The sequence below is a fragment of the Rhodovulum iodosum genome (assembly GCF_041020385.1).
GTDB classification, from domain to species: Bacteria; Pseudomonadota; Alphaproteobacteria; order Rhodobacterales; family Rhodobacteraceae; genus Rhodovulum; species Rhodovulum iodosum.
This window is the reverse complement of sequence record NZ_JBEHHI010000002.1, coordinates 594,331-620,150: the sequence shown is the minus strand read 5'-3', so window position 1 is coordinate 620,150 and position 25,820 is coordinate 594,331. Positions and strand designations below refer to the sequence as shown.

At 69.0% G+C, this 25,820-nt stretch carries 26 protein-coding genes, 1 tRNA gene and 1 pseudogene; 20 read left to right on the top strand and 8 right to left on the bottom strand.

Features of this window, described 5'->3' with window-relative positions; translation table 11 throughout:
• Window positions 1-69: 69 nt before the first annotated feature.
• The 6 genes from Ga0609869_RS12160 to Ga0609869_RS12135 all read left to right on the top strand — a co-directional run bounded on the left by Ga0609869_RS12160 (window position 70) and on the right by Ga0609869_RS12135 (window position 6,437).
• The gene (locus Ga0609869_RS12160; protein WP_125404194.1) at window positions 70-1,341 is read left to right on the top strand and encodes a vWA domain-containing protein; all 1,272 of its coding nucleotides are present in this window, start codon (window positions 70-72) and stop codon (window positions 1,339-1,341) included.
• A 351-nt stretch (window positions 1,342-1,692) separates the two neighbouring features.
• Window positions 1,693-2,244, top strand: coding sequence for a YeeE/YedE thiosulfate transporter family protein (locus Ga0609869_RS12155; protein ID WP_125404193.1), 552 nt, complete (start codon window positions 1,693-1,695; stop codon window positions 2,242-2,244).
• A 3-nt stretch (window positions 2,245-2,247) separates the two neighbouring features.
• Complete coding sequence (locus Ga0609869_RS12150; RefSeq protein ID WP_125404192.1) at window positions 2,248-2,844, top strand: DUF6691 family protein; 597 nt, start codon at window positions 2,248-2,250, stop codon at window positions 2,842-2,844.
• 134 nt (window positions 2,845-2,978) lie between these two features.
• Entirely contained in the window at window positions 2,979-3,965 is a 987-nt protein-coding gene (locus Ga0609869_RS12145) for an XdhC family protein (RefSeq protein ID WP_125404191.1), read from the top strand.
• Entirely contained in the window at window positions 3,965-4,963 is a 999-nt protein-coding gene (locus tag Ga0609869_RS12140; RefSeq protein ID WP_125404190.1) for a molybdopterin-binding protein, read from the top strand. The genes Ga0609869_RS12145 and Ga0609869_RS12140 overlap by 1 nt, the downstream gene beginning before the upstream one ends.
• Window positions 4,964-5,066: 103 nt before the next feature.
• On the top strand, window positions 5,067-6,437 hold the full coding sequence (locus Ga0609869_RS12135; RefSeq protein ID WP_125404189.1) for a polysaccharide pyruvyl transferase family protein: 1,371 nt from the start codon (window positions 5,067-5,069) through the stop codon (window positions 6,435-6,437).
• A gap of 4 nt (window positions 6,438-6,441) precedes the next feature.
• Here Ga0609869_RS12135 and Ga0609869_RS12130 read toward each other — a convergent pair whose 3' ends face one another.
• The 6 genes from Ga0609869_RS12130 to Ga0609869_RS12105 form a co-directional block, all read right to left on the bottom strand.
• The gene (locus tag Ga0609869_RS12130; protein ID WP_125404188.1) at window positions 6,442-7,392 is read right to left on the bottom strand and encodes an MBL fold metallo-hydrolase; all 951 of its coding nucleotides are present in this window, start codon (window positions 7,390-7,392) and stop codon (window positions 6,442-6,444) included.
• Window positions 7,389-8,348, bottom strand: a complete 960-nt coding sequence (locus Ga0609869_RS12125; RefSeq protein WP_125404187.1) for a fumarylacetoacetate hydrolase family protein — start codon at window positions 8,346-8,348, stop codon at window positions 7,389-7,391. The genes Ga0609869_RS12130 and Ga0609869_RS12125 overlap by 4 nt, the downstream gene beginning before the upstream one ends.
• 19 nt (window positions 8,349-8,367) lie before the next feature.
• Window positions 8,368-9,729: a homogentisate 1,2-dioxygenase gene (gene hmgA / locus Ga0609869_RS12120; protein WP_125404186.1), complete on the bottom strand. Its 1,362-nt coding sequence runs from the start codon at window positions 9,727-9,729 to the stop codon at window positions 8,368-8,370.
• A gap of 623 nt (window positions 9,730-10,352) precedes the next feature.
• Window positions 10,353-10,916 (bottom strand): contact-dependent growth inhibition system immunity protein, encoded by a 564-nt coding sequence (locus Ga0609869_RS12115; RefSeq protein WP_125404185.1) that lies wholly within the window; start codon window positions 10,914-10,916, stop codon window positions 10,353-10,355.
• Window positions 10,913-12,496 carry an endonuclease toxin domain-containing protein gene (locus tag Ga0609869_RS12110; protein ID WP_125404184.1) on the bottom strand — a complete coding sequence of 528 codons (1,584 nt, stop codon included), beginning with the start codon at window positions 12,494-12,496 and terminating at the stop codon, window positions 10,913-10,915. The genes Ga0609869_RS12115 and Ga0609869_RS12110 overlap by 4 nt, the downstream gene beginning before the upstream one ends.
• A 105-nt stretch (window positions 12,497-12,601) precedes the next feature.
• A tRNA-Ser gene (locus Ga0609869_RS12105) sits at window positions 12,602-12,691 on the bottom strand.
• Between the two features lie 155 nt (window positions 12,692-12,846).
• Between Ga0609869_RS12105 and Ga0609869_RS12100 the strand changes: the two genes are divergently transcribed.
• From Ga0609869_RS12100 to Ga0609869_RS12065, 8 genes and pseudogenes are all read left to right on the top strand, one after another.
• Entirely contained in the window at window positions 12,847-13,680 is an 834-nt protein-coding gene (locus tag Ga0609869_RS12100; protein ID WP_125404183.1) for a hypothetical protein, read from the top strand.
• A gap of 172 nt (window positions 13,681-13,852) precedes the next feature.
• Window positions 13,853-14,215 (top strand): annotated as a pseudogene (rplU, locus tag Ga0609869_RS12095) (50S ribosomal protein L21); the annotation flags it as partial.
• A gap of 24 nt (window positions 14,216-14,239) precedes the next feature.
• Window positions 14,240-14,509, top strand: coding sequence for a 50S ribosomal protein L27 (gene rpmA / locus Ga0609869_RS12090; protein ID WP_125404182.1), 270 nt, complete (start codon window positions 14,240-14,242; stop codon window positions 14,507-14,509).
• Window positions 14,510-14,930: 421 nt separating this feature from the next.
• Window positions 14,931-15,470 carry a GNAT family N-acetyltransferase gene (locus tag Ga0609869_RS12085; RefSeq protein ID WP_125404181.1) on the top strand — a complete coding sequence of 180 codons (540 nt, stop codon included), beginning with the start codon at window positions 14,931-14,933 and terminating at the stop codon, window positions 15,468-15,470.
• A gap of 28 nt (window positions 15,471-15,498) precedes the next feature.
• Window positions 15,499-16,023, top strand: coding sequence for a GNAT family N-acetyltransferase (locus Ga0609869_RS12080; protein ID WP_211336795.1), 525 nt, complete (start codon window positions 15,499-15,501; stop codon window positions 16,021-16,023).
• On the top strand, window positions 16,010-17,047 hold the full coding sequence (gene obgE, locus Ga0609869_RS12075) for a GTPase ObgE (RefSeq protein WP_125404179.1): 1,038 nt from the start codon (window positions 16,010-16,012) through the stop codon (window positions 17,045-17,047). The genes Ga0609869_RS12080 and obgE overlap by 14 nt, the downstream gene beginning before the upstream one ends.
• Window positions 17,035-18,141 (top strand): glutamate 5-kinase, encoded by a 1,107-nt coding sequence (proB, locus tag Ga0609869_RS12070; RefSeq protein WP_125404178.1) that lies wholly within the window; start codon window positions 17,035-17,037, stop codon window positions 18,139-18,141. Before obgE ends, proB begins: the two co-directional genes overlap by 13 nt.
• Before the next feature lie 181 nt (window positions 18,142-18,322).
• Complete coding sequence (locus Ga0609869_RS12065) at window positions 18,323-19,594, top strand: glutamate-5-semialdehyde dehydrogenase (protein ID WP_125404177.1); 1,272 nt, start codon at window positions 18,323-18,325, stop codon at window positions 19,592-19,594.
• A 145-nt stretch (window positions 19,595-19,739) separates the two neighbouring features.
• Here Ga0609869_RS12065 and Ga0609869_RS12060 read toward each other — a convergent pair whose 3' ends face one another.
• Entirely contained in the window at window positions 19,740-20,339 is a 600-nt protein-coding gene (locus Ga0609869_RS12060) for a histidine phosphotransferase family protein (RefSeq protein WP_125404176.1), read from the bottom strand.
• Window positions 20,340-20,375: 36 nt separating this feature from the next.
• Here Ga0609869_RS12060 and Ga0609869_RS12055 point away from each other — a divergent pair, with 36 nt between their 5' ends.
• The 4 genes from Ga0609869_RS12055 to Ga0609869_RS12040 all read left to right on the top strand — a co-directional run bounded on the left by Ga0609869_RS12055 (window position 20,376) and on the right by Ga0609869_RS12040 (window position 23,126).
• Window positions 20,376-20,558, top strand: coding sequence for a DUF3553 domain-containing protein (locus Ga0609869_RS12055; RefSeq protein WP_125404175.1), 183 nt, complete (start codon window positions 20,376-20,378; stop codon window positions 20,556-20,558).
• A 140-nt stretch (window positions 20,559-20,698) separates the two neighbouring features.
• Complete coding sequence (gene olsB / locus Ga0609869_RS12050) at window positions 20,699-21,475, top strand: L-ornithine N(alpha)-acyltransferase (protein WP_125404174.1); 777 nt, start codon at window positions 20,699-20,701, stop codon at window positions 21,473-21,475.
• Window positions 21,475-22,311, top strand: a complete 837-nt coding sequence (gene olsA / locus Ga0609869_RS12045) for a lyso-ornithine lipid O-acyltransferase (RefSeq protein ID WP_125404173.1) — start codon at window positions 21,475-21,477, stop codon at window positions 22,309-22,311. Before olsB ends, olsA begins: the two co-directional genes overlap by 1 nt.
• Window positions 22,312-22,457: 146 nt before the next feature.
• Entirely contained in the window at window positions 22,458-23,126 is a 669-nt protein-coding gene (locus Ga0609869_RS12040; RefSeq protein WP_125404172.1) for a hypothetical protein, read from the top strand.
• A 10-nt stretch (window positions 23,127-23,136) separates the two neighbouring features.
• Here Ga0609869_RS12040 and Ga0609869_RS12035 read toward each other — a convergent pair whose 3' ends face one another.
• Window positions 23,137-23,757, bottom strand: a complete 621-nt coding sequence (locus Ga0609869_RS12035) for a thiamine phosphate synthase (protein WP_125404171.1) — start codon at window positions 23,755-23,757, stop codon at window positions 23,137-23,139.
• A 120-nt stretch (window positions 23,758-23,877) separates the two neighbouring features.
• Here Ga0609869_RS12035 and Ga0609869_RS12030 point away from each other — a divergent pair, with 120 nt between their 5' ends.
• Window positions 23,878-24,618, top strand: a complete 741-nt coding sequence (locus Ga0609869_RS12030) for an RNA methyltransferase (RefSeq protein WP_125404170.1) — start codon at window positions 23,878-23,880, stop codon at window positions 24,616-24,618.
• Between the two features lie 56 nt (window positions 24,619-24,674).
• Entirely contained in the window at window positions 24,675-25,820 is a 1,146-nt protein-coding gene (ctaA, locus tag Ga0609869_RS12025; RefSeq protein WP_125404169.1) for a heme A synthase, read from the top strand.

Here is a 25,820-nt window from a genome sequence, read left to right as displayed (position 1 = left end):
AAAATATCCTCCGGGGGGTCCGGGGGGTGGAAAACCCCCCGGCCTCTCCGCCCGACCCCGAGGTCCGCCATGACAGAGCTGCCCCCGCTCGACATCCCCGACCACGGAAAGCTGAGCCACAACATCACCCATTTCGCCCGCGCGCTGCGCGCCGCGGGCCTGCCGGTGGGGCCGGGCCGGGTGATCGACGCGGTGCGCGCGGTCGAGGCGGCGGGGTTCTCCGAACGCGGCGATTTCTACCACACGCTGGCGGCCTGTTTCCTGTCGCGGCCCGAACACCGCCAGGTCTTCGACCAGGTCTTCCGGCTCTACTGGCGCGACCCGCGGTTTCTCGAGCACATGATGGGGCTGATGCTGCCCTCGCTCAGGGGCGTGGCCGAAGAGCGCAAGGCCAGGGCGGCCGAGCGGCGCGCGGCCGAGGCGCTGCTCGACGGGGCCGAGCGCGAGATGCCCGAGATCGACCCCGGCGAGCCCGCGGGCGAGGAGATCGAGATCGACGCGAGCCAGACCGCCTCGGGGCGCGAACGGCTCAAGACCCTGGATTTCGAACAGATGAGCCTGGCCGAGATCGCCGAGGCCAAGCGGATGCTGGCCCGTCTGCGTTTGCCCGTGAAACCCCTGGTCTCGCGCCGCACCCGGCCCGCGACCCTCGGGCGGCTGCCCGATTGGCGCGGCACGATGCGCGCGGCGCAGCGCCGTGGCGGCGAGATCGGCGCGCTTGCCTATCGTGACCGGCGCACCCGCTGGCCCAACCTGGTGGTGCTTTGCGACATCTCCGGCTCGATGTCGCAATACTCGCGCATGGTGCTGCATTTCCTGCACGCGGTGGCCAATGAAAAGGGCGCGGGCTGGGCCAAGGTGCACGCCTTCACCTTCGGCACGCGGCTGACCAACATCACCCGGCAACTGGCCACCCGCGACGTCGACGCCGCGCTGGCCGCCGCGGGATCGGAGGCGCAGGACTGGGAGGGCGGCACCCGAATCGGCGATGCGCTGCACGCCTTCAACCGCGACTGGTCGCGCCGGGTGCTGGGCAGCGGTGCGGTGGTGCTCCTGATCACCGACGGGCTCGATCGCGGCGCGGTGGACATTCTGTCGCGCGAGATCGAGCGCCTGCACCTCTCCGCGCGCCGGCTGATCTGGATAAACCCGTTGCTGCGTTGGGATGGATTCGCGCCGAAAGCCCAGGGAATCAAGGCGATGCTGCCCCATGTCGACTGTTTTCGCGCGGGCCATTCGATCGCCGCGCTGGAGGATCTGGCCGCGGCGATTTCCAGCGCCGGCGACGCCGGAGAGCGCGACCGGATGCGCGCCCTGCTGCGGCAGGATGAACCGGTTTGATCTAAATCAAAGTCGCCCGGCCGGCAAAGCTACATTTGAAAAACATAGTTTGCACGGTGCGTTTTTCCCGACGCATTCCCGCCGTGCAGGCGGCCCCCTGTCGTTTCCCAACATGGGGGGTTGGTGTTCAGGGCCCTCCCTCCCTGTCCGCCGCAGTTGACGCCGAGGGCCTCCCTCCCGAAGCGTCGCAAACAGAACGCCGTGGGCCTCCCTCCCACGGCGTTTTTTCGTGGCAAAATGCCCCGTTGATCCAGATCAAGGCCCGTGGTCAACCTCTTGCCGAGATCAAATTCGATTACGCGAATAATTCGCGTCACTTGGCTACCGCTAAAAGAAGGGTGGGAGGTCCCCATGGTGCTCAACTGGAAATGGGGCGGGCTGCTTCTAGGGCTCGTCTTTTTCATCGCCGTGCTGCTGGTCAAACCGATCGGCGTCTCGACGCAATTCGTCATCCTCGACGGGATCGGCTGGGATATCCAGTCACCCGATGTCGTCACCCAGACCGAGGATGGGTATACCTCGACCAATGCCTATCTCGCCAAGTCCGACGGGAAATACGCGGCATCCGTCGCCAACCCGCTGAACTATTCCTTCGTCTTCGTCGGCGCGATGATGCTGGGGGCGGGGCTGTCCTCGGTGCTGCGCGGCGGCGTGCCGAAGGGCGAATACATGGTGCCCGCGCTCTGGCGCGCGAATTTCGGCGGCAACGTGCTGAAACGCTGGATCGCGGCCTTCGTCGGCGGTTTCATCGTGCTTTACGGCGCGCGGCTGGCGGGCGGCTGCACCTCGGGGCACATGATGTCGGGGATGATGCAGACCTCGGTCTCGGGCTACATCTTCGCGCTCGGCGCCTTCATGGCGGCGTTTCCGGCCGCGATCTACCTCTTCAACAGGGAGGCCTGAGCCATGTTGCAGATCGCACTTGCCATCGTCATCGGCGCCGCCTTCGGCACGGTTCTCGACCGGATCGGGGCGACCAACCCCAACTGGATCGGCCGGATGCTGAACCTGACCAACCTGCACCTGATGAAGACCATCCTGCTGGCCATCGGCGTGGCCTCCGTGCTGCTTTTCGGCGGGCAGATGCTGGGCCTCGTCGAGGTCGCCCACATGTCGGTCAAGACCGCCTATGTCGGCGTCTTCATCGGCGGTATCATGCTGGGCCTGGGCTGGGCGCTGGCGGGCTATTGCCCGGGCACCGGCGTCTGCGCGCTGGCCTCGGGCCGGATCGACGCGCTGTTCTTCGTGGCCGGGGGCCTTCTGGGCGCGGCAGCCTATATGCTGAGCTATCCGTTCTGGGCCGACCTCGGGATGCTGGAGGGCGAGAAATGGACGCTGGGGGCCGTGCCCGGCGCGGACTACCCGGCGGCGATTCCGACGCTGCAGGGCGATCTGGCGGGCATCGCCGTCGGCGCGGCCTTCATCGTGATCGCGTTCATCCTGCCCAAGCGAATCAAGGGCCGCCGCGCGCCGCTTGGCGGCGCCGAGACGCCGGCCGAGTAAACCGGCCTCGTGCCGCGCCGCGGGCCATCGGCCCGCGGGACCCTGTAACGCCGCGGGCCGGGCGCCCGCGGCGTTTTTTTGCGTCTGGTCCCGAACCGCGGGGCGCGCCATGATCGGGGCAGGGAGGACGACACATGCAAAGCTTGGACCATGACGCGATCCCCGAGGCGGCGCTGGCCTGGCACCGGGCCGGGCGCGGCGCGGCGCTGGCCACGGTGGTCGAGACCTGGGGCAGCGCGCCGCGGCCGGTGGGCAGCCAGCTGGCGATTTCGGGCGATGCCGAGATGGCGGGCTCGGTCTCGGGCGGCTGCGTCGAGGGCGCGGTGATCGCCGAGGCGCTGGAGGCGCTGGAGGACGGCCAGCCGCGTCTGTTGGATTACGGTGTCAGCGACGACGACGCCTTTGCCGTGGGGCTGGCCTGCGGCGGGCGCATCCGCGTGCTGGTCGAGCCGGTGGGAAAGGCATTGCCAGAGGTGTTGCTGGCCGATCTGGCGGCGGCGCGGGCCGCGCGTCGCGCGGTGGCCTACGTGGTCGACCCCGGCGCGGGCGCCCGGCGGCTGGCAGGCCCCGAGGATGCGCAACTGGGAGAGGCCATCGCCGAGCGGATGCGCGCCGACAAGTCGGGCTTCGAGGGCGAGTGTTTCGTCAACATCCACAATCCGCCGCTGCGCATGTCCATTGTCGGCGCTGTGCATATTGCCCAGCCGCTGGTGGCGATGGCCCGGCTGGCGGGTTTTGCGCCCGCGCTGATCGACCCGCGTCCGGCCTTCGGCGCCGAGGCGCGCTTTCCCGGCGAGACGATCCTCGACGACTGGCCCGACGCGGCGCTCAAGGCGCGCGGTCTGGACGCGCGCACCGCCGTGGTCACGCTGACCCACGACCCCAAGCTCGACGACCCCGCGATCCTGGCCGCGCTGGAGTCGGACGTCTTTTACCTAGGCTGCCTCGGCTCGACCCGGACCCACGCCAAGCGCGTGACGCGGCTTGAGGAAGCCGGCGTAAGCCCCCAGGATATCGCGCGAATTCATGCGCCCGTGGGCCTTGACATCGGGGCGAAATCGCCCGCCGAGATCGCGGTGTCGATCCTGGCGGAGATCGTCCAGCGGCTGAGGCAGGGCTGATGCGGTTCGGTCCGGTACCGTTGGACGAGGCCGCGGGGGCGGTTCTGGCGCATTCCCAGCGGCTGGAGGGGCGCGTGCTGAAAAAGGGCCTGGTGCTGGGCGAGGACGAGCTTGCCGCCTTGCGCGCGGCCGGGGTGTCCGAGGTGACGGTGGCCCGTCTCGACCCCGGCGACCTGGCCGAGGATGCCGCGGCCGCGCAGCTGGCCCGCGCTCTGGTGCCGGACCCGGCGGCCGCCGGGCTGCGGGTCGGGCCGGCGGCGCGGGGGCGGGTCAACCTGCACGCCGACGCGGCGGGCGTGATCGGGCTCGATACCGCTGCCATTCATGCGCTGAACCGGGTCGATCCGGGCATTACGCTGGCCACCCTCGCGCCGCTGACGCGGGTCACGCCGGGGCTGTTGGCCGGGACGGTCAAGATCATCCCCTACGCGGTGCCCGGCGCCGCGCTGGCCACGGCCTGCGACGCGGCGCCGGGGGCGCTGAGGGTGCACAGGGTGCGGCTGAAAACGGCGGGGCTGATCCTGTCGGAGGTGCCGGGGCAAAAGCCCGGCCTGGCCGAGAAGGGCCGGGCGGCGGTGGCGGCCCGGCTCGATGCGCTCGGCATCGCGCTCGGCGCGGTCGAGACGGTGCCCCACGCGGTCGGCCCCATGGCCGCGGCGCTGGCGGCGCTGCCCGGCGACATGGCGCTGATCCTGACCGGCTCGGCCACCTCCGACGCGCATGACACCGGCCCCGAGGCGCTGCGCGCCGCGGGCGGGCGGGTGATGCGCTTTGGCATGCCGGTGGACCCCGGCAACCTGTTGTTCCTGGGCGATCTTGCGGGGCGGCCGGTGATCGGCCTGCCGGGCTGCGCGCGCAGCCCCGCGCTGAACGGCGCCGACTGGGTGCTGGAGCGGGTGGCCTGCGGGCTGACGGTCGGCGACGACGCGGTCGCGGCGATGGGGGTGGGTGGCCTTCTCAAGGAAATCCCCTCGCGCCCGCAGCCGCGCGAAGGGTAGTGGCCTCGGGCGCGCCGGGCCGCGGGCGGCGCCCTGTCCGTGATGGCCGTAATCCGTGCAAGCCGTGGACGCGGGGCCGGCGCTGGCCTAGAAGGGCGCGGCGATGAAAGCGGTCATTCTGAACTTTACCGGCGGGCGCGAGAACTGGGGCTGCCAGGCCACAAGCTGGGGCCTGCACGCGTTTCTGGCGCGCCGGCTGGCGCCCGTGGGCCTGCGCGAGCTGTCGGTCGTGCCGTTCCTGCCGCGCCACCGGATCGACCGCGCGATCGAGCGCCGCCACGGGGCGCGGATCGCGGCGATCCAGGGCGACCCGGCGCCCGCAGCCGACGACCTTCGCTTTCTCGAAGGGCTGGCCGCGCGGCGCTTCGGCCCGCTGCTCGACCGGGTGCGCGGGGCCGATCTGGTGGTCTTCCAGGGCGAGGGGACGATGGGCGCGCCCGCGCTTTACCGGCGGGTGGCGTTTTTCACCCTGCCGGTGCTGGCGCGCCATCTCTACGGCAAGCCGGTGTTCAGCCTCAACCAGTCCTTCGTGACCGAAAGCGCGGCGGATGCGGCGCGCGCGCGGGCGATCTTCGGCGGGTTCGACATGGTCGCATTGCGCGAGTTCCGGTCCTATTCGCTGGTCCGGGGGCTGGGGCTGGAGGGCGCGCTCTTGTGCCCCGACATGGCGTTCGTGGCGCCGCAGGACGCAACCCGCCCACCGGCCGGGCTGCCGTCGGGCGGGTATTTCTGCGTCACCGGATCGGCGGCGCTGGCGGGCTATGACGTGGCCGCCTATCTCGACGGGCTCAAACGCATCGCCGACGCCCACGGTCTGATGCCGGTTTTCCTCTATTCCCGCCCGCTTGACCGGGCGCTTTACGACAGTGCCGTGGCGGCCTGGGGGCCGGCGGCCTGCCGCGCGATCTCGTCCCGCGACGCGCCCGATTTTCGCGCCCTGCTGCCCGTGCTGAAGGGGGCCGCGCTGGTGGTGGGCGGGCGCTATCACAGTTCGGTCTCGGCGCTGTCGCAGGGCACGCCGGTGATCCCGACCGCGGGCAATTCGCACAAGGCCGAGGGGCTGTCGGCCCTGATGGGCTGCGACATCCCCGTGCTGGAACATGACCGGCCCGAGGCGCTGGCCGCGCGCGCCGATGCCATCCTCGCCGCGCCCGGTGCGGCGCGGGCCGAGGTGGCCGAGGGCATGGCGCGGGTGCGGGCGCGCATCGACGCCTTCGGGGAACACCTGGCCGCTGCGGCGTCGGCGCGGCTGTCGGGCCGCGCCGCGCCGCCGCCGCCGGCCATGCTGCGGCCGGCCCCCGAACTGTTGCAGAGCACGCCCACCAATGCCGCGCTTTATCGTGGGCGGGCGGGCGCGGGGCTGGTGCGGCGCTGGCACCGCGACGACGCCGTGCGCGCCGGCGAAGACCTGCGCCGCAAGCTGTCGCTGGCGCATAACCTGGCCGTCTACGACGTGCCTACCCGGCGGCTCTAGCCGCTCAGCCCTGCAGGGCCGCCCACATCTGCCGGTCGCGCTCGGCCGTCCAGATGCGGGGCGTGTCGATCCCCAGCGCCTCGTCATAGGCGCGCGCGACGTTGAAGGGCAGGCAATGCTCGTAAATCGCGTAATCGCCGAATTTCGGGTCGCAGGCGGCGCGGGCCGCCGCCATCGCCTCGGCCAGCGTGCCGCCGCCCTGCGCGACACGCGCCACCGCGCGGTAGGTGGAGGTGACGAAATCGGCGGTGTTGTCCAGCGCGGCGTCGACCATCTCGCGCCCGACAAGCGCATCGCCGCGCCCCGGCGCGATCGCGTCGAGATCGAAGGCCCGGATCGCGTCCAGCGTGGCGGGCCAGTCCTGCAGATGAGCGTCGCCGCAATAGCAGGCGGAATGGTATTCGACGATATCGCCGGTGAACATCACGCCCGCGTCGGGGACGTGCGCCACGATATCGCCCGCCGTGTGGGCGCGGCCCAGATGCATCAGGTCGACCCGGCGCCGGCCAAGGTAGACGGTCATCCGGTCGGTGAAGGTCAGCGTGGGCCAGGTCAGGCCCGGGATGCTTTCGTGCCCCTCGAAAAGGCGGGGGAAGCGGGCGAACTCGCTTTCCCAATCCTCTTGTCCGCGCTCGGCCACCATCGCCCGTGCGGCGGCGCCCATCACGATGTCCTGCGCGTCATAGGCCGAGGCGCCCAACACCCGCACCGCGTGGTAATGGGTCAGCACGACGTGGCTGATCGGCTTGTCGGTGACGGTGCGGATCTTGTCGACCACCATGCCCGCCAGTCGCGGCGTGGCCTGGGCGTCGATCACCATGACGCTGTCCTCGCCGATGATGACGCCGCTGTTGGGGTCGCCCTCGGCGGTAAAGGCCCAGAGCCCCTCGCCGACCTCGGTGAAGGATATCGTCTTGGGCGTCAGGTCGCCGGCCGAGGCGAATGTCTTGCTCATGGGGCTCTCACCTCCTGGTCCAGGGTGCCGAAAATCGAGCGGCCCTCTGCGTCGTCCATCCAGATCCGCACCCGGTCGCCGGGCGACAGGAAGGGCGTGCGCGGCGCGCCGGTCAGAATCGTCTCTACCATGCGCTGTTCGGCGATGCAGGCATAGCCGCGCCCGCCATCGGCCACGGGCGCGCCCGGCCCGCCATCCGCGCCCCGGTTCGACACCGTGCCCGAGCCGACGATGGTGCCGGGGGCCAGGCTGCGGGTGCGGGCGGCATGGGCGATCAGCGCGGGAAAGCCGAAAGTCATGTCTTCGCCCGCCTCGACCCGGCCGAAGGGGGCGCCGTTCAGATCGACCGACAGCGTGCCGTGCAGCCTGCCGTCGCGCCAGCCGGGGCAGGCATCGACCGCGACGGCGACCGGGGAAAACGCGCTGGCGGGTTTCGACTGGACGAAGCCGAAGCCCTTGGCCAGCTCGTCGGGGATGAGCGCCCTGAGCGAGATGTCGTTGCAGAGCATCACGTAACGAATTGAAGCGGCAGCCTGATCCCGGTTGGCGCCTTGGGGCACATACCCGGTGATCACCGCGATCTCGGCCTCGAAGTCTGGGCCCCATGCGGGGTCGGCCACGATGTCCTCGGTCGGCCCGAGGCACCCGTCAGAGGCGCCCTGGTACATCAGCGGGTCGGTCCAGAACCGGCCTGGCATCGCGGCGCCGCGCGCCTGCCGGACAAGGGCGACGTGGTTGACATAGGCCGACCCGTCGAGGAACTGGTAGGCCCGCGGCAGCGGCGCGGCGCAGAGCGCGGGCGCGAAGGGGCGTTCCTCGTAGGCCGGGACGAGGCGGTCGCTGTCGAGCGCGGCCTGCAGCGTCGGCTCGGTGCAGGCGCGCTGGGTCGTCAGGTCGTCCGAGACCGCCACCAGCCGCCCGTCGGGCGTGCCGTCGTTCAGCGTGGCGACCTTCATCGCATCGGACCCGGCCCGGTCATTTCACCCCCGGCGTGCCGTCGAACTTCTTTTCCAGGCTATCCCAGCAGTCGATGTAGTCATCCTGCAAGGGCGCCTCTTTCGCTGCGAATTCAGTCAGATGCTGGGGAAAGCGCGTCTCGAACATGAACGACATCGTGTTGTCGAGCTTTTGCGGGTTCAGCTCGGCATTGGACGCGCCCTCGAACGCCTCGCGGTCGGGGCCGTGCGGCAGCATCATGTTGTGCAGGCTCATCCCGCCGGGGACGAATCCCTGCGGCTTGGCATCGTACTGGCCGTAGATGTTGCCCATCAGCTCCGACATGACGTTGCGGTGGTACCAGGGCGGGCGAAAGGTGCCTTCGGCCACCAGCCAGCGTTCGCGGAACAGCACGAAGTCGATATTGGCGGTGCCCGGTACGCCCGAGGGTGCCGTCAGCACGGTAAAGATCGACGGGTCGGGGTGGTCGAACAGCACCGCGCCGACCGGGCAATAGGTCGACAAATCATACTTGCAGGGCGCGTAATTGCCGTGCCACGCCACCACGTCGAGCGGGCTTTGCCCGATCTCGGTGACGAAGAACCGCCCGCCCCATTTGACCGTGACGGTCGAGGGCACCTCGCGGTCCTCGAACGCCGCGACGGGCGTCTTGAAATCGCGGCGGTTGGCCATGCAATTGGCGCCGATCGGCCCGCGCCCGGGCAGGTCGAACTTCTGCCCGTAATTCTCGCAGACAAAGCCGCGGGCGGGGCCCTCCAGCACCTCGACGCGGTAGACCATGCCGCGGGGGATCAGGGCGATGTCCTGCGGCCCCGCATCGATCACCCCCAACTCGGTGCAAAACCGCAGCCGCCCCTCTTGGGGCACGACCAGAAGCTCGCTGTCGGCGGAGTAGAAATAGGCATCCTCCATCGAGCGGGTGACGAGGTAGATATGCGCGGCCATGCCGGTCTGGGTGTTGACGTCGCCTGCCGTGGTCATGGTGCGCATGCCCGTCAGCCAGGTCAGCGGCGCGTCCTCCATCGGCACCGGGTCCCAGCGGAACTGGCCGAGGCTGACGATGCCGGGCCTGATGTCGGGGGCGCTGCGCCAGTAGGGAAGGTCAAGCTCGGCATAGCGGCGCGAATGCTTGACCGAGGGGCGGATGCGATAGCACCAGGTGCGCTCGTTCTGGTGGCTGGGCGCGGTGAAGGCGGTGCCCGAAAGCTGTTCGCCGTAAAGCCCGTAGGCGCATTTCTGCGGGCTGTTCATGCCCTGGGGCAGGGCGCCGGGCAGGGCCTCTGTCTCGAAATCGTTGCCGAAGCCGGGCATGTAGCCCCGGTGCGGCCCGCCGGGGCTGGCGGCACGGGTCAGGCCGCCGGGCCGATCCTGCTGGGTCATCGCGTCCTCCCTGAAAGGCGATGGGTCCCTTTGGGGTAGTGGCTGGAAAATCGACTCACAAGCGCAAAGCGCTTTCATCCACTCGGTGCGCTGCGGTCTCGCTTGATGATCGCGCCAAGGATTACCGTCATCGCTTTCGGGTCGGCAAAGTGACGTTCGCCAATGTTCAAGACGAAGCGGCCAGTCAAAGCCGGTATCGGCGCGGTTCGGGTTCGGGCGTTGCAGATAGGCTCGGGCGAGGTCCTGGGCTTCGTCGAACAGCGTCGTTTCCGACCGCCACATCTGCCAGATGTCATGATCCTACGGCGAAGTTCTAAGTCGCTCCTTCGTGATGCCCTTCTTAAAAGGCGACGCTTGGCAAGCAGTTCGCAAGCGAAGCCGAGGAGAAGACAGGCGGACGGCAACCACCCACTACGTGGCTGGCTGCAAACAACCGCAGCATTCCGAACGAAATCTTCCGCACGAGCGAGGTATTGATCGCAAGTAGGAGGTTGGGGGTGCATCTGCCCACTCATTGCAGGAAGCAGAGGTGGAAAATGGCGGACAGGACGGGACCGGGATCGGACGTTCTCCACCTTTCCGACAATCAACGCCGCGGACCAATATATATTCTTATCAATGTCTTACGAATTTCTGCTGATCTCGATGGCCGCAGTTACGGCGTCGCCGAGCTCGGCGTCTGAGACAGAGGCCGGCAACCGTCTTGGCTCGTGTCCCCTGATCCCTTCCCAAGCTCCGCGGCCGCGGTGGCGCAAAGGACTCAGTTCGATCTGTCCATCCTGTAGGGTGACTGCAACACTTCCCACACCTTTGTAGAGAGCCTTGTTGGTTTTCACACCGGCGCGGCGTTTCAGGTCGTCTTCCCGCGCCTTGATCTCGTCTGCGGTCGGCGGGCGCATAACGGTGTCCCATTCGGGATGGTCGGGGGTGATGAAGCGGCTCGCGGCAAGCGCATCATGCAACGCCCTACCGAGATCCTCGCGCGCAGGTTCTGCATCGAGAAACGCCGCATAGCCCTTGGGGTCGCCAACCGCCGCACTGTAAACAGCCTGCGAGAACACATGCGTGAACTGTCGATAGGCCTCGACGGTCGCCTCTCTGCTTTCAGCGGGCGGCGGCGGGGGGGGCGGCTTCGGCTTCCGCGCATTCTGAGCTTTCATCTGAGCCAGCGCTTTTTCAAAGCTCATTGCACGAACCTCACGTTCACCTCGATCCCGCGATCGATAGCATAGTCGATGGCGCGTTGAATTTGTATTGCCTGTTCAGGTGTCGTGTCGAATGGCACCGCCAGTTCCAGCCGGCGCCGTTCGATCTGGCCCGGCCGTATCCGGAAGACGCCGCTGCTGCCCTGTTCGAACCGCTCGATCCGGTCGATGTAGTCCCGCAGCCTGCCAAAGATGCGGCTCGGGCGATCTGCATAGGTGGGCGCTCGGGTGTCGAGGGTCTTGGCGCTCGTCGCGAGACGGCTATCGAAGTCAAAGAAATCGAACGTTGGGAACGTCGGCGGCGAACGCAGGCCATGGTCACCTCCGGCCTCCAGAAGGTCCTCCCATGGCTCGCCTTGCGATGTGATCGGGCCCGACCATGCGATGCCGGGATTGTCGATCGCGTCCCAGTCCACATCCGCCGGGTGGCGTCGGGCGCGCGCGGCTTCGGCCAGCAACGCGTCGGCGAGATCGTCCGTCCGGTCGCCGTCGCCCCGGCGCCCGCGCCGCCGCAGCAGCCGCGCGGCCATGACCCCCGGTGCGACGTTGAGAAGGATCACCGTCTCGAGATACGCGCGTTCGCGATGCGCCGCCTCGACCTGTGCGCGCGTCGCGAGCCCGGCGCGATAGGCCTCGTCGGCCAGTTCGGGGCGTGTCCTTACGGCGGCGACATACTCCAGAAACGCCGCCGCGATTCCCGGGCTGTCGCGCCAGAACTCGACGATCTCCTGGACGTGATCATCGAGCGACCGTCGCAATTCTGCAAGTTCGGCACGTTGCTCCACGGACAAGTTGCCCGCCGCGTCGCGCGCCACGAGCCATGCGAAGCGGGCTGCCGTCCTTACCTGGCCGGGCAGGTCGGAGATTGCTTCGAGGAGACCGACGCCGAAATCTCGTCCGGCCTCTGCGGTCCCTTCAACCTCCGCACCGAAGCGCGCGGCCGTGTAGGCGATGCCAGTGTCCGGAACGTAATCGGGCTCATCCGGCAGGAACGGTTCGGCATGGCAGCGGCAATTGTACTCTTGGCCCGGATGGCCTCCCTCGGGCGGCGTGTCCCAGTCGAAGATCCTGTCGTCGAAATCGGCGTGGCTGTCGCGAACGCGCGCATCATCCCGAGACCGCCAGACATACTGCTCGATCCCGAGTGCGCGTTGGCGCAGCTCGTTGACCAGACCCCGAAACCCGGTCAGAAGACCGTCTTCCATAGACTGACGGATGGGGCGCAGGCGCTGTGGATGCGAGTGCCACTCGGCCCAGATCGTTTCCATCCGCCTGTCCCACTCCGCCAGCGTTGCGCTGCGAGCACTTGACATGTCGGTTAGATCGGCGCCCGTCAGCGGTGGAGAGAAGGAACTGCCGATCGCCCGGAGGATCGTCGTGGCGTTGTCCTCGACCGCGCGGACGAGCCGCCCCTCGAACGCGCTTCGCAGGGTCTCGTAACCGGGGAACTCCGACTTGAGCGACAGGCCGACACGGCGTCCGACCCAGCCACGTGCCGTGCGCGACAGAACAAACTCGCCATTTCCTCCAGTTCGAAGGAACTGGCTGAAGCTGCTCTGCATGATGCCACCGATAACTGAATGCGTGGCGAGAACCCTACGGCGGATTGGTTAATGCGTGGGAAACGAACCGCGCTCCGTTCACCGAGGGTTGGATCCCAGTCGCGTTGGCGGAGAGACAGGGATTCGAACCCTGGGAGCCCGTGAAGGCTCAACGGTTTTCGAGACCGCCCCGTTCGACCACTCCGGCACCTCTCCGCGGGGCCATGGCCTTGTGGGAGGTCGATCTAATGGCAAGCGCGGTGCGGCGCAAGCGGTTTTCTCGCCTGTGGCCCGTGCGGCGTGCGGCGGTTGGAAATGGTGCCGCGAACCACTAGATTTTCACTAAACCCCTCTAGCCTGAGAGCTCGCCCATGCTGCGCCGTTACCTGCCCGTCCTGCTGCTCCCCCTTGCCATTGTGCTGGCGGGGCCGCTGCGCGCCGCGCCCTCCGCCGAGTTGGCGCGCCTGGTCGAGGCGCTGGCGCTGCCGGATCTCGTGGAGATCATGCAAGAGGAGGGGCGCGCCTACGGCACCGATATCGAGGACGAGATGTTTTCCGGCCGCGGTGGCGCGCGCTGGTCGGCGCAGGTGGCCGAGATCTATGACGGCGGGCGGATGCTGGACACGCTGACCGGCGCGATGGAAAATGCGCTGGAGGGCGAAGACCTGACGCCGATGGTCGAGTTCTTTACCGGCCCGCTGGGCGCGCGCCTGATCGCGCTGGAAACCTCGGCCCGGCGGGCGCAGCTCGACCCCGAGGTCGAGGCCGAAAGCGTCGCGCGGCTGGAAGAGATGATCGCCGACGACGATCCGCGCCTCGCGCTGATCGAGGAATTCGTCGAGGCCAACGACCTGATCGAGCAGAACGTGGCCGGGGCGCTGAACTCCAACTACGCCTTTTTCACCGGGCTCGCCGATGGCGGCGGGCTGTCGATGGAGGTGACGGAAGACCAGATGCTGCGCGAGACCTGGTCGCAGGAGCCGCAGATCAGGGCCGAAACGCGCGAATGGCTGTTCGCGTTTCTCGCCATGGCCTACGCGCCGCTCAGCGACGACGAGCTGCGCGCCTATATCGATTTTTCCCGCAGCGAGGCGGGGCAAGAGCTGAACGCGGCGCTGTTTGCCGGCTTCGACGTGATGTTCCGCGACATCTCGCGCGCGCTGGGGCTGGCCGCGGCGCGGTTCACCGGCGGGCAGGATATCTGACCCCTTGACTTGACGCGGCCGATCCGGGATAAGCGCGGCTCCATCGGGCCGAGGCCCGCGTGGGTATCTGACATTGACGCCTTTTCAGGGGCGCGCTGTCCGAGGGCGCCATCCGGCAGAAACGCCGCCGCGAGGCGGGGCCACAGGACGCGGAAGCGAAGGGAAACAGGCCATGTTTGCGGTCCTCAAGACCGGTGGCAAGCAATACAAGGTCCAGGCCGGCGACATGCTGCGCGTGGAAAAGCTTGCGGCCGATGCCGGTGAAACCGTGCAGTTCAACGAAATCCTGATGGTCGGCAGCAAGATCGGCACGCCGACCGTCGCCGGTGCCGCGGTCCAGGCCGAGGTGGTCGACCAGATCAAGGGCGACAAGGTCATCAACTTCGTCAAGCGCCGCCGCAAGCACGGCTCGCAGCGCACGCGCGGCCACCGTCAGCAACTCACCCTCGTGCGGGTGACCGACATTCTGGAAAAGGGCGCCGACAAGTCCGGCGTCAAGCCCGCCCTGGGGGCCGCCACGGCCCCGGCGGACGCCTGAGCGACAGAGGAGTAACGAGCTATGGCACACAAGAAAGCAGGCGGTTCCTCCCGCAACGGCCGCGACTCTGCCGGCCGCCGTCTGGGCGTGAAGCTCTACGGCGGGCAGGCCGCGATCGCCGGCAACATCATCGTGCGTCAGCGCGGCACCAAGTTCTGGCCGGGCGAAGGCGTGGGCATGGGCAAGGATCACACGATCTTTGCGACCTGCGAAGGCGCCGTGACCTTTCACAAGGGCCTCAAGGGCCGCACCTTTATTTCGGTCCTCCCGGTAGCGGAGGCCGCCGAGTAAGCCGAAACCTCAGGACACGGCATTTCAGGTGGGGGATCGGCAAGGCGCCGGTCCCCCATTTTCGTTTCAAGCATTGAAAGGCCCCCGGGATGGGCGTCGAGACAGGTTCTTTCACATGGGTCTCCGCCGGCCCGGGCCGCGGCCCCGACACCGCCGGAGCTGCGGTGTCGGGGCGGTTGCGGGGCGCGGCGCCCGGGTTGGCCGGTTTTGTCGCACCTTGTGCGCCGTCCTTGCAGGCCAAGGTGACGATGGCCATCTTTTTATCGGTCCTTCGGTCGTCGGTGCGCGCGGCCGGGACCGGCGGGGGAAAGCAGATAGCAAAGACGGCCGCGCGCCGGCCGTTTGACAAAGAATTGATGGGGGCCCTGGCCGGCTGAATGCCCGCCAGCATCGCCCGCGCGCTTTTCGGAGGAGGAAAGGCATGACCCTGCAATCGATCGTCACCCAGCCCGTGATCGAGGCCGAACGGTTCACGCTGCGCCCGTTGCGCAGCTCGGATGCCGGGCTGCTGGCGCTTTACGCGGGCGATCTGCGGGTGGCGCGCTTTACCCGGTCGATCCCGCACCCGATGCCGCCCGGCGCGATCGAGGCGTTCATCGACCGCGCCCTCGACGCCAAGCGCAGCGAGGATGTCTGGGTCATGGACGGGGCCGCGCAGGGTCTGTCGGAAGTGCTGGGCGTGGTTGCCCTGGACCGCATGGAACGCGCCCAGTCCGAGATCGGCTATTGGGTGGCGCCGGCCTTTTGGAACACCGGCATCGCCTCGGAGGCGGTGACCGCGATCCTGGAGGCCAACCCGCACGGCGACAAGACGGTCTTTGCCGAGGTGTTTCAGGACAACCCCGGCTCGGCCCGCGTGCTGACCAATGCGGGGTTCGAATATATCGGCGACGCCGAGGCGTATTCGGTGTCGCGCAACGCCAAGGTCGCGACCTGGACCTATCTGAAGAAACTCGGCTGACGCGATGGGCCGGGCGCGGAGCTTTGCGGTGGAGACGCCGCGGCTGAGGCTCGGCCCCATCGGCCAAGACGACTTGCCGGCGCTGATCGAGATCGGCGCGCACCCCCTGGTGGCCCCGATGATGGGCTCGATCACCGTGCCCTGGCCCGAGACCGCGGCGCGGCTTTGGGTCGAGCGGGGGCGGTTTCGCGGCTGGCCGCGGTTCCGGCTGGGCATCTACGAAAAGGCCGGCGGCCTGGTGGGCGCGGCGGGCCTGGGCGGCGCGCCGGTGTCGCTGGCCTATTTCCTGGGGCCCGATCACTGGGGCAGGGGCTATGCCACCGAGGCCGCGCGCGGGCTGATCGGGGCCGTCTTCGACCGCTTTTCCAAGCTGGACCTGATCGCCGCCGATTGTTTCGCCGACAACCCGGCCTCGGCGCGGGTTTTGGAAAAGCTGGGCTTTGAACGCACCGGCACCGGCACCGGCCACTCTCTGGCGCGGCTTGAGCCCGCACCGAATATCCACTATCGGCTGAGCCGACGCAGCTTCGAGGCGCGAGATGAAATTCCTTGACCTTGCAAAGGTTGAAATCCGGTCCGGCGCGGGCGGGGCGGGCTGTATCAGCTTTCGCCGCGAGAAGTATATCGAGTTCGGCGGCCCCGATGGCGGCGATGGCGGGCGCGGCGGCGATGTCTGGGCCGAGGCGGTCGATGGTCTGAACACGCTGATCGATTTCCGCTATCAGCAGCATTTCTTTGCCAGGAACGGCCGCCCCGGACAGGGCAGCCAGAAAACCGGCGCCAGTGGCGACGACATCGTGCTGCGCGTGCCGGTGGGCACAGAGATCCTGGACGAGGACGAGGAAACCGTGATCGCCGACCTCACCGAGGTGGGCCAGCGGGTGCTTCTGGCCAGGGGCGGCAACGGCGGCTTTGGCAACCTGCATTTCAAGACCTCGACCAACCAGGCGCCGCGGCGCGCCAACCAGGGGCAGGAGGGGGTGGAGCGCACGCTGTGGCTGCGGCTCAAGCTGATCGCCGATGCGGGCCTGCTGGGCCTGCCCAACGCGGGCAAGTCCACCTTCCTCGCGGCCACCTCGAACGCGCGGCCCAAGATCGCCGATTACCCGTTTACCACGCTGCACCCCAACCTCGGGGTCGTGGGCGTGGACGGCGTGGAATTCGTGATTGCCGACATTCCGGGGCTGATCGCGGGCGCCCATGAAGGGCGCGGGATCGGCGACCGGTTTCTCGGCCATGTCGAGCGCTGTTCGGTGCTGTTGCACCTGGTCGACGGCACCTCCGAGGATGTGGCCGCGGATTATCGCACCATCATCCACGAGCTCGAGGCCTATGGCGGGCACCTCGCCGACAAGCCCCGCGTGACCGCGCTGAACAAGATCGACGCGCTGGATGAAGACACCCGCGCCGAGGCCCGTGCCGCGCTGGAGGCCGAGACCGGCCGGCCCGTGCTGATGATGTCGGGCGTCTCGGGCGAGGGCCTGACCGAGGTCTTGCGCGCGCTCAGGGCCGAGATCGACGAGGACCGCCTGCGCCACAAGACCGCCCGAGAGGAGCCCGAGACGTGGCGGCCCTGAGCACGGCGCGGCGCGTCGTCGTCAAGATCGGCTCGGCGCTCCTGGTCGACCGCGCGACGGCCAGCCTGCGCGGCGACTGGCTGCGCGCGCTGGCCGAGGATGTGGCGATGCTCAAGGGCCGGGGCGCGGACGTGATCCTGGTCTCGTCGGGCTCGATCGCGCTGGGGCGCGGCGCGCTCGGCCTCGGTGCCGGGACGCTGCCGCTGGAGCAATCCCAGGCCGCCGCCGCGGTCGGTCAGATCCGCCTGGCGCGGGCCTACGAAGAGGCGCTGGCGCCCCACGGCATCGCCGCGGGGCAAGTGCTGGTGACGCTGGAAGACAGCGCCGACCGGCGGCGCTATCTCAACAGCCGGGCGACGATGGAAACCCTGCTGGGCCTCGGCGTCGTGCCCATCGTCAACGAAAACGACACCATCGCCACCGACGAGATCCGCTTTGGCGACAACGACCGGCTGGCCGCGCAGGTGGCGGTGACGGTGGGGGCCGATCACCTGATCCTGCTGTCCGATGTCGACGGGTTCTACACCGCCAACCCCGTCGACCATCCCGATGCCCGCCGCTTCGACCTGATCGAAGACATCACGCCCGAGATCGAGGCGATGGCCGGCGACGCGGGCTCGGGGCTCAGCAAGGGCGGGATGAAGACCAAGCTGATGGCGGCCAAGACCGCCACCGGCGCGGGCTGCGCCCTGGCGATCACCGAGGGGTCGCTGATGCGCCCGCTGACGGCACTGGAAGACGGGGCCCCGTGCACCTGGTTCCGCCCCAAGGGCGACCCGCAGGCGGCCCGCAAACGCTGGATCGCCGCGATGAAGCCGCGGGGCCGCGTGCTGGTCGATGCCGGGGCCGCGGCGGCGCTGGGGCGGGGCAAGTCGCTGCTGCCGGCCGGCGTGACCGAGGTGACCGGCGATTTCGGGCGGGGCGACCCGGTGTCGATCGTCGGGCCCGGCGGTGCGGGGCTGGGCGCGGGGCTGGCGCGTTACACCGCTGCCGAGGCGCGGCTGATCGCCGGCTGCCGCTCGGAAGGGATCGAGGCGATCCTGGGCTATCCGGGCCGCGCGGCGTTAATCCACCGCGATGACATGGTCCTGTAAAACTCTGTAAAAGCGGTGTTTTGGAGATTTCTTGGGCGCGTTTCCTTTTGCCGTGTCCTGGCCGGCTGCGAAACTATCCCGAGCTTCAAAGCGGTATTGTTGAAAATGGCGTATTCCCGCGCCGGGCTGGAAAGGCCCTGGCCGTTCTTGTATTGTGACGGCCAGACAAGGAACCGAAAAGATGAAAGACCTGCCCAAAGACGACATTCCCGCCCTGATGGCTGAAATGGGCCGCCGCGCCCGGGCCGCCGCTGCCGATCTGGCCTTCGCCGCGCCGGGCGCCAAGGCCGAGGCGCTGGCCGCCGCCGCGCAGATGGTGCGCGAGCGCCAGGCCGAGATCCAGGAGGCCAACGCCCGCGACATGGCCTTTGCCCACGCCAAGGAGTTGAGCGCGGCCATGCTCGACCGGCTGCATCTCGACGCGGCGCGCATCGACGGCATCGCTCTGGGGCTAGAGGCCGTGGCCGCCCAGCCCGACCCGGTGGGCGCGGTGATGGCGGAATGGGACATGCCCTCTGGCCTGCATATCCGCCGGGTGCGCACGCCCCTGGGCGTGGTCGGCGTGATCTACGAATCGCGCCCCAACGTGACCACCGATGCCGGGGCGCTCTGCCTGAAGGCCGGCAACGCGGTGATCCTGCGCGGCGGGTCGGAAAGCCTGCATTCCTCCGAGGCGCTGGCCGGCTGCCTGACCGCCGGGCTGAAGCAGGCCGGCCTGCCCGAACACGCCGTCCAACTGGTGCCCACCCGCGACCGCGAGGCGGTGCGCGAGATGCTGACCATGACCGGCGCGATCGACGTGATCGTGCCGCGCGGCGGAAAGGGGCTGGTCGAACTGGTGCAGCGCGAGGCGCGGGTGCCGGTCTTCGCGCATCTCGAAGGCATCGTGCATATCTATGTCGACAAGGCCGCCGACCCGCAAAAAGCGCGCGACGTGGTGCTGAACGCCAAGACACGGCGCACCGGGATCTGCGGCGCGGCCGAATGCCTGCTGGTGCACCGCGACGTGGCCGAAGGGCTGGGCGCCGATCTGGTGGCCGCGCTTTCGGCCGCCGGGGTGCAGGTTCATGCCGGGCCCGGGCTGGCCCACCTGCCGGGCACCGTGGCCGCCACCGAGGCCGATTGGGGGCGCGAATATCTCGACATGGATATCGCCGCCAAGGTGGTCGATGACATCGACGCGGCCATCGCCCATATCCGCGACCATGGCTCGCAGCATACCGACGCGATCCTGACCGAGGACGACGCGGCGGCCGACCGCTTCTTTGCCCGGCTCGACAGCGCCATCCTGATGCGCAACGCCTCGACCCAGTTCGCCGACGGGGGCGAGTTCGGCATGGGCGCCGAGATCGGCATCGCCACCGGCAAGCTGCACGCCCGCGGCCCGGTCGGGGCCGAGCAACTGACGAGCTTCAAGTACCTCGTCGAGGGCGCGGGAACGGTCCGGCCCTGACGGGCCGGTTTTTCGGGTATTTTTGCCAAGAAGAAGGAGCGGCGCGGCGCGCTGCCCTCGGCTTCTTCTGGCCTTAAATATCCCCGCCGGAGGCAGGCGCCGCAAGGCGCCTCCCCGAGACCGGCCGCCTGCCTGCGCGGCGCCTTCAGAAGCGGAGCGTCAGCGCGCAGCCCTCGTGATTGACATCAAGCGCGCGCCCGGCGGCCCGGGCCGCGGCGGGCAGCAGGGCGAATTGCACCTGCGCGGCGCCGGGCGGCGTGGCCGGGCCCGCGCCGGTCAGCGGCGCCCAGTGCGCGGGGTCCGGCCGGAGCGTGTCGGCCTCGGCCCGCACCCGCCCCCCGGCCGGCGCGAGGGTGAGCGCGAGCTGCCCGCCGCGGGGCAGGGCGGCCTCGGCGCAGAGCAGCGCCAGGAGGCCGAGCTGCGCCATGCTGCGGGGCAGGGTGGCCTCGGGCAGATCGGCGGCGAGGCTCAGCCTGGGCGTTTCGAAGTTTTCCTCCAGGATCGACCGCAACGCGTCGCGGCCCAGGCTCTGGCCCGGCGCGGGGGCCCCGAAGGCGAGCCGGAAGAGGCGGAGCCGCGCGGTGGCGCGCGCCACGCTTTCGGCGATCAGCGCCAGTTCCGGTCCTGTCGCGGCCCCGGGGCCGCCGGCCATGGCCAGAAGTTCGAGCCCGTTGCCGATCGCGCCGAGCGGGTTCATCATGTCGTGACAGATCCGTGAACTGACCAGCGCGCTGAGATCGGTCATGCTGCCACCGAGCCCATGCACGCAAGGAGACCGGCCATGCTGGCGCTGAACGCGATTCTCGAGCCCGGCATGCGGGTACGCCACCCGGGCCAGCCCGACTGGGGGATCGGGCAGGTGCAATCGGTGATCGGCACGCGGATCACGGTGAATTTTCCCGATGCGGGCAAGGTGGTGATCGACGGGGCGCGGGTGGAACTCATGCCGGTATACGAAGACTGAAAGCTGTGGTGCGCGCCCAGACTGACCTGCGAACGTTAACGGGGACTTAACGGCTGGGCGCGTCAGGGCGCGCGGTTGCAATGGCGGCGATCTGTGCCTAGAACCGCCCAACCGTCATAGACGAGGCCGCCGCCCCGCCGATGCTTCCGCTCGACCCGCATTTCAGGCTGAAACTGGCCGACACGCAGCAAGAGCTGCGCGCCGCGCAGCGGCTGCGCTACGAGGTGTTCGTGGCCGAGCTGGGCGGCGACGGGCCGCTGGTCGACCACGACGCGCGGCTCGAGGCCGACGAGTACGACCCCTATTACGACCACCTGATCCTGATCGACACGCGCCGCGACGCCGACGCGCTGGACCACGTTGTGGGGGTCTACCGCCTGTTGCGCGACGAGAAAGCGGCCGAGTTCGGCCGGTTCTACAGCGAGGACGAATACGATCTCAGCGTCTTGAAGGCCGGCGGCCGCAGCCTGCTGGAGCTGGGGCGGTCCTGCGTGCATCGTGACTATCGCGGGGGGCCGGCGCTTTATCACCTGTGGAACGGTCTGGGCGATTACGTGCTGGAGCACGGGGTGGAGATCCTGTTCGGCGTGGCCAGTTTCCACGGCACCGACGTGGCGGCGCTGGCCGAGCCGCTGGCCTATCTGCACCACACCCATCTTGCGCCCGCGGCGCTGAGGGTGCGCGTCCAGCCGCAGCATTTCCAGAGCATGGACCTGATGCCGGCCGACCAGATCGACCGACGCCGGGCGATGCTGGCGATGCCCGCGCTGATCAAGGCGTATCTCAGGCTTGGCGGGTTCGTGGGCGAGGGGGCCTTTGTCGACCGGGCCTTCAACACCATTGATATCTGCCTGCTGATGGACACCCAGGCGATGAACGCCCGCTCCAAGGCGCTTTATTCGCGGGGGCGGGCCTGATGGCCACATGGGATGGTGCGCCGCCGCCGGCGGCGGCGCCGATCGGCGCGGCGGGCTGGGCGCGGGTGGCCTGGCGCGGCGCGGCGCTGGGGGGGGTGACCTTCGGCTGTCTGGGGGTGCTGTTGCTGGTGCGGCTGGTCGAGCGGCCGATCTTCGGCTGGCACCGGCCGGTGACGCCCTTCATCACCCAGTTCGTCTGCCGGATGGCCTTTGTCATCCTCGGCATCGGCTACCGGGTGCAGGGCCAGCGGATGACAGAGCGCGGCGCGGTGGTGTGCAACCATGCCTCGTGGCTGGACATTTTCACGCTGAACGCGCGCAAGCGGGTCTATTTCGTGGCGAAATCCGAGGTCGCGGGCTGGGCCGGGATCGGCTGGCTGGCGCGGGCCACGGGCACCGTTTTCATCAACCGCGACCGGCGCGAGGCGAAGCGGCAGACCGAAGTTTTCGAGGCGCGGCTGAAGGCCGGGCACAAGCTTTTGTTCTTTCCCGAGGGCACCTCGACCGACGGCATGCGGGTGCTGCCGTTCAAGACCACGCTTTTCGCAGCCTTCCTGAGCGAGGGGTTGCGCGATCTCTTGTTCGTACAGCCGGTGACGGTGATCTACACCGCGCCCGAAGGGCAGGACGCGCGCTTTTACGGCTGGTGGGGCGACATGGGCTTTGCGCCCCATCTGGTGAAGCTTCTGGCGCAAAAGCCGCAAGGCGCGGTCGAGGTGATCTACCACGCGCCGCTTAAGGTGAGCGATTTCACCGACCGCAAGGCGCTGGCGCGGGCCTGCGAAGAGGCGGTGCGCTCGGGTATGCAAGCGGCCCGGACGGCGGCCGCCGGCTGAGGCGCGGGTGACTTTCGGATTGTCCGCCTGCCGTGCTGCCCGGGGGCGAATCATGTTAGGCTTGGTTCCCAACGGCCCGCGTGGCCCATGGCGCGAGGGATGATGTCATCATGGCCGCAAAGCGCAGAGTCCCCATAGGTCCGGGCGTGATCGGCGCCCTCATGGCCGCGATGATCGCGGTTTCGCTGACGAAGCCGCCGGCGGAGATTTCCGCCTCGCTGGCCGAAATCGCCCGCGCGCTGGTCGGTTACGCGGGCGCGTTGCACGTTGTCTTTCCGGTCGTGCTCGTCCTGGGGCTCGTGCTGCCGCATCTGCGGACGGTGCTCTTTGCCGGGGCCATGGCGTTTCTGGCGCTGTCGGCGGCCACCGTTTCGGTCATCTACCTGCTGGTGCCCAACATCATCGCCTTTTCGGCGATCTTCGTCCTGGTGTGCCGCGCCTATCTGCGCGGCGAGCTGGCCTTCGACCTGGGCCGGACCGGCGCGGCGGACAGGGCCGTGGGCGGCCTCGCGCTCTTGTTCGGCTTTTGGTACCTGCACTGGGTCGCGGCGCCGGTCTGGTGGAACGCGCTGCTGGCCTCGCCCCTGGGGGTACTGAACTGCCCGACATTGTTGGCGATCTGCGGGTTTCTTTGCCTTTCGACGCCGCCGCGCTCGGCGATGCTGACCCTGACCGCGGCGTTCGTGACGCTCTATTTCGGGATTTTCGGAATCGTCTTTCTCGGCGCCTATATCGACGTGGTGCTGGTGGTCGTGGCGCTCTATCTGGCCGTCCGGACGCTGCGGAGGGGCGCGCGGGCGGGCGCCGGGGCGTGAGCGCCCGGTCTCAGCCCATCGCCGCGATCAGCCGGCCCAGCGCGGCCGGGGCGTCGTCGTCGCGCCAGATTTCCTCGCCGATGGCGAAGAAATCGGTGGCGGGCGCGAATTGGGCCACAAGCGCCTCGGTCAGCGCGCCTTCGGCCACCACGGGCAGCTCGATCATCTGCGACCACCAGTCGAACAACTCGTACTCGGCGCGCGTTCCGTCGCCCAGCGCGCTTTGCCCGACCGGGCCGAAGCCGACGTAATCGGCGCCCGCCTCGCCGGCGTTCATCCCGTCATGCCGCGAGGCGCCGCAAAAGGCGCCCAGGATCGCGTCGGCGCCCAGCGCCTTGCGGGTCTTGCGCACGCTGCGCGGCCCGTCGGTCAGGTGCACCCCGTCGAGGCCCAGCCGTTCGACCAGCCCCACATGCGCCTCGATCACCAGCGGCACGTCGCGGGCATGGGCGATTTCGCGCAACGCGTCGGCGGCGCGCGCCACCGCGTCTTCGTCGCGGGTGGCGAGGGCCAGCCGCAGGCAGGCCACCGGGTGGGCGTCCAGAACCGCGGACAGACGGTCGGGAAAGCCATCGGCATCGTAGACAGGCGGCGTGATCAGGTAGATCTGCGGGCGGTCGGTATCGGGCATGGGCAAGCTCCGGCAAACGGCTCGCGCCCCTATAGCGAGGTTTGCCACACTTGGCCACGGGTTGCAGGGGCGCGCGTGGGCGCGTATGACCGCATCCGCCCGACGCCTCAGGAAAAACCGATGACCGCCCCGACCCCCGCCTTTGTTCTGGTCCGCCCGCAGATGGGCGAGAATGTCGGCGCGGCGGCGCGGGCGATGTGGAATTTCGGGCTCGACCGGATGCGGCTGGTCGCGCCCCGCGACGGCTGGCCCAACCCGCGCGCGGTGGCGACTGCCTCGGGCGCCGGGCGGCTGCTGGACGAGGCGGGGCTTTTCGACAGCACGGCCGAGGCGGTGGCCGATTGCGATACCGTCTATGCCACCACGGCGCGCGCCCGCGGGCTGACCAAGCGCGTGGTCACGCCCGAGCGCGCGATGCAGGAGGCGCGCGCGCTGAGTGCCGAGGGGCGGCGCGTGGCGGTGCTGTTCGGGCCCGAACGGGCCGGGCTGGAAAACGACGACATCGCCCGCGCCAACGCGATCATCTCGGTCCCGGTCAACCCCGCCTTTGCCTCGCTCAACCTCGCGCAATGCGTGCTGCTGACCGCCTATGAGTGGCGCCGGGGCACTGCCGACGTCGCGGCCGAGCGCATCGAGATGGCCGGCGCGAGCCCCGCCTCCGTGCTGGAGGTGGAAAAGCTGGCCGAGCATTACGAGCAACGGCTCGACGCGGCGGGCTTCTTCTTTCCCGAGACCAAGGCGCCGGGGATGAAGCTGGCGCTGCGAAACCTCTGGAGCCGGATGCCCCTGACCCGCGCCGATGTGCAGATCTTTCACGGCGCTCTGCGGCAATTGACCCGGCGCGATAACGGGGCGGAGTGACTTGCGGGGCGCTGGCACCGGCCCTAGTCTCGCGCCCGAAAACGGGAGGACGGCCGATGAGCAAACCCCGCAGTATCTTCGAAGAGGTCGGCACCGAGGCGCCGGTGGAAAAACCCGTGGTCGCCCCGGGCGCCATCGACCGCGCGGCGCGTCGCGGCGCGCGGGGCGGCGTGCGGCTGTGGCTGGTCGCGCTGTTTCTCTTGGTGGTGGCGATGATCGTGGTGGGCGGGCTGACCCGCCTGACCGATAGCGGCCTTTCGATCACCGAGTGGCAGCCGGTGATGGGCGCGGTGCCGCCGCTAGGCGACGCGGGCTGGACCACCGCCTTTGAAAAATACCAGGCGACGCCGGAATACCAGATCCAGAACCAGGGCATGACCCTGGCCGAGTTCAAATCCATCTACTGGTGGGAATGGGGCCACCGGCAGCTTGGCCGGATTGTCGGCCTTGTCTGGGGGCTGGGGTTTCTGGCCTTCCTGCTGCTGAGGAAGATGCCCAAGGGCTGGACGCTGCGGCTGTTCGGCATCGGGTTCTTGGGCGGCGTGCAGGGGGCCATCGGGTGGTGGATGGTGTCCTCCGGCCTCGCGCCGGGGATGCTGGACGTGGCCTCCTACCGTCTGGCCACCCATCTGGGGCTGGCGTTCCTGATCCTGGGGCTGATCGCATGGTACGTGTTCAAGCTGGCGCGCCCGGAGGCCGAACTGTTGCAGGCGCGGCGGCTGCGCGACGGGGGCGCCTATGGCTGGGGCACGGCGCTGATGGTGCTGGCCTTCTTGCAGATCGTGCTGGGCGCGCTGGTGGCCGGTATCGACGCGGGCCGCAACTTTACCGACTGGCCGCTGATGGCCGGCGGCCTCTTGCCGCCCGAGCCGCTGCGGCTGGAGCCCGCCTGGCGGAATTTCTTCGAAAACGCGGGCACTGTGCAATTCACCCACCGGATCAGCGGGTATCTGTTGTTCATCGTGGGGCTTCTGGCCTGGCGGCGGGGGCGGAAAAGCGCGCTGAAATCGGTGCGCCGGGGCTTTGACTGGATGGCGGTGCTGCTGTTCGGCCAACTCGTTCTGGGGGTCGGCACCGTGCTCTACGCGGCCCAGATGCATATCGCGCTGACCCATCAGCTCGGCGCGGTGGCGCTTTGGGTGCTGATCCTGCGGGCGCGGTTCCTGGCGCAATACCCGCGCGCCCAATCCGTCCGGGGGTGA

Bases quoted from the DNA above. Each gene is read 5' to 3' on its own strand.
- Ga0609869_RS12160 (WP_125404194.1), top strand. From the start codon at position 70: ATGACAGAGCTGCCCCCGCTCGACATCCCCGACCACGGAAAGCTGAGC.
- Ga0609869_RS12155 (WP_125404193.1), top strand. From the start codon at position 1,693: ATGGTGCTCAACTGGAAATGGGGCGGGCTGCTTCTAGGGCTCGTCTTT.
- Ga0609869_RS12150 (WP_125404192.1), top strand. From the start codon at position 2,248: ATGTTGCAGATCGCACTTGCCATCGTCATCGGCGCCGCCTTCGGCACG.
- Ga0609869_RS12145 (WP_125404191.1), top strand. From the start codon at position 2,979: ATGCAAAGCTTGGACCATGACGCGATCCCCGAGGCGGCGCTGGCCTGG.
- Ga0609869_RS12140 (WP_125404190.1), top strand. From the start codon at position 3,965: ATGCGGTTCGGTCCGGTACCGTTGGACGAGGCCGCGGGGGCGGTTCTG.
- Ga0609869_RS12135 (WP_125404189.1), top strand. From the start codon at position 5,067: ATGAAAGCGGTCATTCTGAACTTTACCGGCGGGCGCGAGAACTGGGGC.
- Ga0609869_RS12130 (WP_125404188.1), bottom strand. From the start codon at position 7,392: ATGAGCAAGACATTCGCCTCGGCCGGCGACCTGACGCCCAAGACGATA.
- Ga0609869_RS12125 (WP_125404187.1), bottom strand. From the start codon at position 8,348: ATGAAGGTCGCCACGCTGAACGACGGCACGCCCGACGGGCGGCTGGTG.
- hmgA (WP_125404186.1), bottom strand. From the start codon at position 9,729: ATGACCCAGCAGGATCGGCCCGGCGGCCTGACCCGTGCCGCCAGCCCC.
- Ga0609869_RS12115 (WP_125404185.1), bottom strand. From the start codon at position 10,916: ATGAGCTTTGAAAAAGCGCTGGCTCAGATGAAAGCTCAGAATGCGCGG.
- Ga0609869_RS12110 (WP_125404184.1), bottom strand. From the start codon at position 12,496: ATGCAGAGCAGCTTCAGCCAGTTCCTTCGAACTGGAGGAAATGGCGAG.
- Ga0609869_RS12100 (WP_125404183.1), top strand. From the start codon at position 12,847: ATGCTGCGCCGTTACCTGCCCGTCCTGCTGCTCCCCCTTGCCATTGTG.
- rpmA (WP_125404182.1), top strand. From the start codon at position 14,240: ATGGCACACAAGAAAGCAGGCGGTTCCTCCCGCAACGGCCGCGACTCT.
- Ga0609869_RS12085 (WP_125404181.1), top strand. From the start codon at position 14,931: ATGACCCTGCAATCGATCGTCACCCAGCCCGTGATCGAGGCCGAACGG.
- obgE (WP_125404179.1), top strand. From the start codon at position 16,010: ATGAAATTCCTTGACCTTGCAAAGGTTGAAATCCGGTCCGGCGCGGGC.
- Ga0609869_RS12065 (WP_125404177.1), top strand. From the start codon at position 18,323: ATGAAAGACCTGCCCAAAGACGACATTCCCGCCCTGATGGCTGAAATG.
- Ga0609869_RS12060 (WP_125404176.1), bottom strand. From the start codon at position 20,339: ATGACCGATCTCAGCGCGCTGGTCAGTTCACGGATCTGTCACGACATG.
- Ga0609869_RS12055 (WP_125404175.1), top strand. From the start codon at position 20,376: ATGCTGGCGCTGAACGCGATTCTCGAGCCCGGCATGCGGGTACGCCAC.
- olsB (WP_125404174.1), top strand. From the start codon at position 20,699: ATGCTTCCGCTCGACCCGCATTTCAGGCTGAAACTGGCCGACACGCAG.
- olsA (WP_125404173.1), top strand. From the start codon at position 21,475: ATGGCCACATGGGATGGTGCGCCGCCGCCGGCGGCGGCGCCGATCGGC.
- Ga0609869_RS12035 (WP_125404171.1), bottom strand. From the start codon at position 23,757: ATGCCCGATACCGACCGCCCGCAGATCTACCTGATCACGCCGCCTGTC.
- Ga0609869_RS12030 (WP_125404170.1), top strand. From the start codon at position 23,878: ATGACCGCCCCGACCCCCGCCTTTGTTCTGGTCCGCCCGCAGATGGGC.
- ctaA (WP_125404169.1), top strand. From the start codon at position 24,675: ATGAGCAAACCCCGCAGTATCTTCGAAGAGGTCGGCACCGAGGCGCCG.